5 protein-coding genes are annotated in these 6,773 nt (G+C 63.1%); 3 read left to right on the forward strand and 2 right to left on the reverse strand.

What is annotated here, in order from left to right:
- The coding region (locus EOA27_RS16060) for a murein L,D-transpeptidase (protein ID WP_145970370.1) at nucleotides 1–1,514 on the forward strand (1,514 nt) is incomplete at its 5' end.
- Between the two features lie 62 nt (nucleotides 1,515–1,576).
- On the opposite strand, the gene EOA27_RS16065 is transcribed toward EOA27_RS16060, so the two are convergent.
- Together EOA27_RS16065 and EOA27_RS16070 are read right to left on the reverse strand one after the other, a co-directional pair.
- On the reverse strand, nucleotides 1,577–2,056 hold the full coding sequence (locus EOA27_RS16065) for a hypothetical protein (RefSeq protein ID WP_126082716.1): 480 nt from the start codon (nucleotides 2,054–2,056) through the stop codon (nucleotides 1,577–1,579).
- Nucleotides 2,057–2,255: 199 nt separating this feature from the next.
- Entirely contained in the window at nucleotides 2,256–2,513 is a 258-nt protein-coding gene (locus EOA27_RS16070) for a PepSY domain-containing protein (RefSeq protein WP_126060940.1), read from the reverse strand.
- 437 nt (nucleotides 2,514–2,950) lie between these two features.
- Here EOA27_RS16070 and EOA27_RS16075 point away from each other — a divergent pair, with 437 nt between their 5' ends.
- Nucleotides 2,951–4,732, forward strand: a complete 1,782-nt coding sequence (locus tag EOA27_RS16075; RefSeq protein WP_126082717.1) for an adenylate/guanylate cyclase domain-containing protein — start codon at nucleotides 2,951–2,953, stop codon at nucleotides 4,730–4,732.
- A gap of 117 nt (nucleotides 4,733–4,849) precedes the next feature.
- The coding region (locus tag EOA27_RS16080) for a cytochrome P450 (protein ID WP_145970371.1) at nucleotides 4,850–6,773 on the forward strand (1,924 nt) is incomplete at its 3' end.

Below are 6,773 nucleotides of genomic sequence, written 5' to 3' on the forward strand. Positions count from 1 at the left end.
ACTACGAGCTGTTCGCCGAGCCCGACATCGCCAAGGCGCTGATCGCTTATTACTCGGCCAATCCGGATTTCATTTGGGTGAGCGACAACGCCCCCAACAGCAGGGCGCAGGATGCGGTGCGGGTGCTGGGCGAGGCGGCGAGCTACGGTTTGACGCCGGCCGACTACTCCGTCGACATTCCGGCGGCCGCGACTTCCGCCACGCCGGAAGAGCGGACCAGGGAACTGGTTCGGTTCGAGATGGCGCTGTCGGCGCGCGTGCTGCGCTACGCCCGTGATGCCCAGAGCGGCCGTGTCGATCCCAACCGGATGACCGGCTACTATGATTTCCCGGCCAAGCCGTTCGATTTGGAAGGGGCGCTGAAGACACTGGCGCATACCCAGGAGGTCCGCACCTATCTGGAGTCGCGGCATCCGCAGAATCCGGAATACCAGGCGCTGCGCGTCGAACTGGAAGCGCTCGAGGCCAGCGAGGAAAACGAGATCGTCGTCGATCCCAAGCTGTTGCTCAAGCCGGGTGAGAGCAGCCCGGAACTGCCCAAGTTGCTGACGCTGATTGCCCGCAATCTTGATGACGAGATGGGCGGCAACTATGGCGAGGTGCTCGCCCGCCTTGGCAAGAGCGTGGTTTACGACCCCGAGTTGGTGCCGGTGATCAAGGCGGTGCAGCAGCGGGAAGGCATGAAGGGCGACGGCGTCATCGGGCCGCGGACGGTGGCTTTGCTGGCCGGCGCTTCGAAGGCCGACAGGATCGAAAAGGTCAAGGTGGCGCTCGAGGAGCTGCGCTGGATGCCGTCCGATCTCGGCAGTCCGCGCGTCTTCATCAACCAGCCCTCCTTCACCGCCAGCTATATCGACAGTGGTGAGGAGAAGCTGAAGACCCGCGTCGTCATCGGCCGGGTTACCAACCAGACTGCCTTCTTCTACGATCACATCAAGCAGGTCGACTTCCATCCCTATTGGGGCGTGCCGCAGTCGATCATCGTCAACGAGATGCTGCCGAGGCTGCGCAGCGATCCCGGCTATCTCGATCGCGCCGGCTATGAGGTGACGGATTCGCGCGGCAGGCAGATCCCGTCGTCAGAGGTGGACTGGGGCGCCTATGGCTCTAAGATCCCATTCAGCGTGCGCCAGCAGCCGAGCGAGGCCAATGCGCTGGGCGAATTGAAGATACTCTTCCCCAACAAGCACGCCATCTACATGCATGACACGCCGCAGAAGTCCTTCTTCGCGCGCGACATGCGGGCGCTCAGCCATGGCTGCGTCCGGCTGCAGGATCCGCGCGGCATGGCCGCCGCAGTGCTTGGAACCTCTGTCGACGACATTGCCGAGAAGCTGAAGCACGGCCATTCGACCGAGAATGTCACGCGCGTCATTCCGGTCTATGTCGCCTATTTCACCGCCTGGCCTGATATGTCCGGCAAGGTCGAGTATTTCGACGACGTCTATGACCGTGATTCCAAGCTGATGCAGGCGCTGGACGCGACCGAAGCGGTGCGCACGCCGTCAAGCTGAGCGCTCTGACTTCAAGCAATTCCGGGCGGAAGGCTACGGCGATACCGCTCGGCCTGACCGCTTCACACTTTTCCTGGAATTGCTTTGATGAGCGGACGGCGGAAGCCGGCGTCGCGCCCGGCAATCAGCCAATAGATCAGGCCGGCCACGAGGCCGGCGCCCGCTATGATGCCCATGTCGGCCCAGCGTTCGGGATCATCGGCAGCGTCAGGCCAGATCAACATGAAGCCGGCCGCCGCGGCGGCGGCGCCGAAGACCATGTGCAGCCAGAAGCTGCGCAGCGAAAAGAACTCCGCGATCAAGGCGAAGACCAGCGTCTGCATACCCGTCAGGATGATCGTCACGAAGTAGACAAACATGCCGAGCGGCGGCACGACCAGCACGGCGACGGGGGTGAATTCCATAAGTCCGAAGTAGCCCGGCGCATTGGGCAGCGAGCTCAATATGGCGTAGATCACCACCACCGCGATCAACCCAGCAAGCACCGCGACCAGATAGCCGACGAGCACCATGAGGATGCGCTTCAGGACGTGGCCGATCATTGCCCATGCACTCCCGTGCCCGCAATCAGTGAGGGGCAGTCAGCCACCAAAGTTGTGACGATGCAAGGGCGGCCCATCGCGCCGGGTCTTTGCGCGTGGCACAGGAGTGTCCAGCGCCAAGGCACAGTGTGTGAAACCGGGCGGGGGCCTATGTGCTTCAGTAGATGGGGCGGAGCGTAAGGCGGGGAGGCGACGCGACCTATTTGGGCTCGCCGGTCACCGGGTCGTAGGTGATTTGGACCTTGGCCTTGTCGGTGGTGTAGTAGGTGATGGTGTAGCCGTCGCTATCCCAATCGACCTCCTTCACATAGCGGAAGTCGGTGCGGTGCTCGACCTTGGCAATGATCTCCGACAGCTTCTTGGCATTCTGCGGCGGCAGTGGCTGGTCGTCCGCCGCAAGGGCCGATCCGCCGGCAAGGAAGGCCGCGATACCGGTTGCTAAAACAACAGTGCGCATGAGAGCCCTCAAATCGCGTAATTGGCCAAGTTTCATATGGGCCTGGGTGCCGTCAGAAACCAGCACGCGGGCATGTTGGTTCCGTAGCGTGAAAATAACGCATTGTGAAGCCTGGCTCGACGTGGCCGATCTTCGGCCGGCAGCAGCCAAATCCAACATTGCCTGAGGACAAAAGAGTGCGTGATTCAATGGGTTACGGCACGATGCGGATGTGCCTTCCGGTATAACGAATGACTAAACCATGCGTTGGGCAGGGCGTTCGCCATATTAGCTGTTCTTGGTAGAGCTTTCGGAAAGACCCTGATAGAATTCTGGTCATAACAGGGTGGCAACTGCGCGCCGGACCTGCCGGGGATATCCATCGGCAGACGGCGACGCGTTTCTTTTGAGCGCAGGTCGCCTGTTCTGGACTGGACGCGGGGACTGGGGGCTCGATCATGGCTGAACGGAATTACACCCGTCAGCTTGCGACAATCATATCGATCGACGCCGTCGGATTCTCGAGGCTGATGGGCATCGACGACGAGCTCGCCGTTGCCGCGTTCGAGGAGAGGCGCGACATCATCGCCGGCAGTTGCGGCGCATTTGGCGGGCGCACATTCGGCGATGCCGGCGACAGCATCATGGCCGAATTCGGCAATCCGATCGAAGCCTTGCGGGCAGCCTTCGACTTCCAGGCGCGGATCGCAGCGCTGAATGCGGCGGTTGCCGAGGACATGCGCATGCCGTTTCGCGCCGGTATCAATACCGGCGATGTGATTGTCCGTGAGGGCCGTCTCTACGGCGACGACGTGAACATCGCCGCCCGGCTTCAGGAACTCGCGCCTCACGACGGCGTCGCCATCTCGGCGACGACCTGGCACCATGTGAAGGACAAGACAGCAGCGGTCTTTACCGATCTCGGCGAGTTCAGCCTGAAGAACATCGCTCTGCCGGTGCGGGTCCTGATCGCGGGCCGCGGCGGCAACGGGCCTGCCACGCCGGCCTCCTTCGCTTCTATCCCGGCCGCGCCCGGCCATTACAAACCCGTCCCCAAGGGGCCACCGGCAATCGCGGTGCTGCCGTTCCAGGGCAATGGAAGCGAACCGGACGTCGGCTATATGGCCGACGGCATTGCCGAGGACATCATCTACGGTCTTTCCAACACGCGCTGGCTTTCGGTCATCGCAAAGGGATCCAGCTTTCAGTTTCGCGACGACAGCCTGGGCACAAGGCTCATCGGCAATGCGCTTGGCGCGCGCTACATCGTCAGCGGCACGCTGGCGCGCCACGACAGGCATATCCGTCTCAACGCATCGCTTACAGACACGTCGAACGGGCGCCTGGTCTGGTCGCAACGCTTCGACCGCGATCTCGTCGACATCTTTAGGCTGCGCGACCAGGTCGGCAGCGAGATCGTTTCCATCCTCGACAAGGAGGTCGATCGCGCCGAGCAGGCGCGTACGTTCCAGGTGCCGTGGGAGAGCCTTGAGACTTGGCAATTGGTCAGGCGCGGCCGCTGGCACATGAACAGGCGCACACGCCGCGACACCGACATCGCGCTCGACTTCTTCGACAGAGCCTACCGGGACGATCCGAACTCGAGCGCCGTGCTCAACGAACTGGCCTGGTGGTATTTCTGGCGGGCCTGGCTGCGTTTCGGCGACAGCGACGACCTGGAAAAGGTAGAGGAGCTTGCGCGCAAGGCGCTGCTGATGGACAGCCTCGACGCACGCCCGCATGCCTATCTCGGCGCGGCCGACATCATGCGCGGCCTGCCGGCATTGGCGGCCGAGCACCTTGCCGAGGCGATCCACATCAATCCGAGCTTCGCCTTCGCCCGCTCGGCCATGGGCAGCGCGCAACTTTTGCTTGGCGACGCGGCCGGCGCGATCCCGTTCTTTCTCGATACCGAGCGGTTGAGCCCGTTCGACCTCTATCGCTTCCACAATCTGGGTGAACTGGCCGCCGCCTATTGCTTCGTCGAGGACTGGCCGGCCGCGATCGCCACAGCCGAGCGCTCGCTCAACCTGTCGCCAAGTTACTTCTACGCCAGGTTCCTGAAGATAGGCGCCCTGATCAGAAGCGGCAGGCATGACGAGGCAGAGCGCGAGCTTGCGATTTTCATGACCCGGCATCCTGACTTTTCCGAGCAGAGGATACGCTGGATACCGTTCGTTGACCCGGCCAAGAACAATTTCCTGATCGCCAATTTCGATCGGGCCAAGTCAGCCGCATGATTGCCGGGCCGACAACAGATGACTGTGAACGAATTCACATACGCCGGACCGATGCAAACCTAGGCCAGATGGTGCCGGCATCGCATTGACGTGGACAGCCGGGGGGCTTGAACGCGCATGATCACATTGAAGTACTTCTCCGCGGTCCGGGCCGCCCAGAAGAGCCAGCGTCCCGTCGCCGAAATGCCGCCGTTCGACATCTATCGACTGCGTTCCAAGGGCGGCATTGCCGCGCGCATCGCCGGCTTTCTTCTCGGCGATCCGCGCTGGCTGCTGGCGCTGCTGCGCCGCTTCTGGCCGAATCCCGGCTTCGGCAATTTCCTGCTCGTCACCAAGGGCGCGGATGTGCGCGACATATTGGAGCGCGGCGACGAGTTCGAGACGCCTTACGGGCCGGAAATGGCCGAGTTGGCCCGGGGCTCGAATTTCATTCTCGGCATGCAGGACGGCGCCGCATACCGGCAGATGAAGTCGGCCGTGCTGAGCGCGTTCCCGCCGGCGGAGGTCGAAGCAACCGTCAGGCCGATCGCCGAGCGCCATTCGCGCGAGATCATGACCCGCGCCAGCCCCGGCTTCGATGCCATTGCAGGCTTGATGAAGATCGTTCCGGTGCGCATCTGCCGCGATTATTTCGGCCTTCAGATCGATGATGAGACCGAATTCGCCGACTGGTCGATCGCGCTCAGCGCGCTGTTCTTTTCCGATCCGACGGCAAATCCCACCACGCGCCAGCTTGCCGTGGTCGGGGGAGATCGCCTGATCAAAATTATCGACCGCTCGATCGCCGCGGTCCGGGAAAAGGCGAACAAGGATGACAGGCCGCTGGCTCGCTTGGTCGCGCTGATGGACCAGGGACGCCTGTCGCTGCCCGACATTCATTCCATCATGCTCGGCATGGTCGCCGGCTTCGTGCCGACCAATGTGCTTGCCGGCAGCAATTGCCTGGATGTGATCCTGTCGCGAACCGATGCACGGCAGGCCGTGGATGAGGCCCTCGGCGCCGGCGATACCGGCAAGCTCGACCGGGCGATCATGGAAGCCATGCGCTTCAAGCCGATCTGGATCGGACCCTGGCGCTACACCAGGCGTGACGCGGTCATCGGCAAGGGTACCCGCCGGGAGCGCGTGGTCAAAGCCGGAACGGTCGTCATGCCGGCGACGCTCTCGGCGATGTTCGATCCGGAGATCGTGCAGCGGCCGAACGCGTTCGACACCTCGCGCCCGCATCGCGACTACATGGTTTTCGGTTACGGCATCCATCTGTGCATCGGCGCGGAAATCGCCCGCATTCAGATCGGGGAATGCATCCGCGCCCTGTTCAGCAAGCCGAAGCTGACCCGCGCGCGGGGCAGGGCTGGCAAGATGGTCAGTGTCGGCGCCTACCCGGCGAGCCTCAAGGTCGATTTCGAGCGCTCGCCGCTTTGCCGCACCGCCGAGCAGTCGATGGTGACCGTGGTCTGCCCGATCACCCGACCGATGCCGCTCGATGCGGTGCGCGACAACGTCGCGGATCTCGGCAATCCGGCGATCGGCGAAATCAGCGCCGCGCTCGACAAGGTTGGCACCATTCATTTCACCAGCCTGGCCGTCGCTCCCACCGGCAAGGACGAAAAATCGGGGGCCGAGACCGGCGCGCTGGTGTTGGAAATCTCGGGCGACGGCAGCACCGACGATGTCATTGCCGCCATAGCGCAAGCGATCGGTCACCGGCTGAGGCCGATTTTCAGGGATGTCTGCGGCCTCCCGGACGGCGGTTCGCTGGAAGACTTCCTGAAGAGGAAGCACATCGAGATATCGCCGTCTTTCGGCAGCGCCGCCGGGCTGGTTTTCTCCGGCACGCCGGGACATTCCGTGCGGCGGATCCTGGCCGAGGCCAAGCTCGCCGACAGCGTGCGTGAGATCGTCGAAAAGCCGCGCGCGGGCACCGGCAATGCGATGGATGTGCTTGCCGAGGCGCGTCGCCATGTCCAGTGCCTCGGGCAATTCGGCTGGGCATTCGAGCCCGCCGAAAGCCTGCTGGAAAGACCGCCCGGCCACTGGT

The organism is Mesorhizobium sp. M2A.F.Ca.ET.037.01.1.1 (genome assembly GCF_003998075.1).
Taxonomy (GTDB): domain Bacteria; phylum Pseudomonadota; class Alphaproteobacteria; order Rhizobiales; family Rhizobiaceae; genus Mesorhizobium.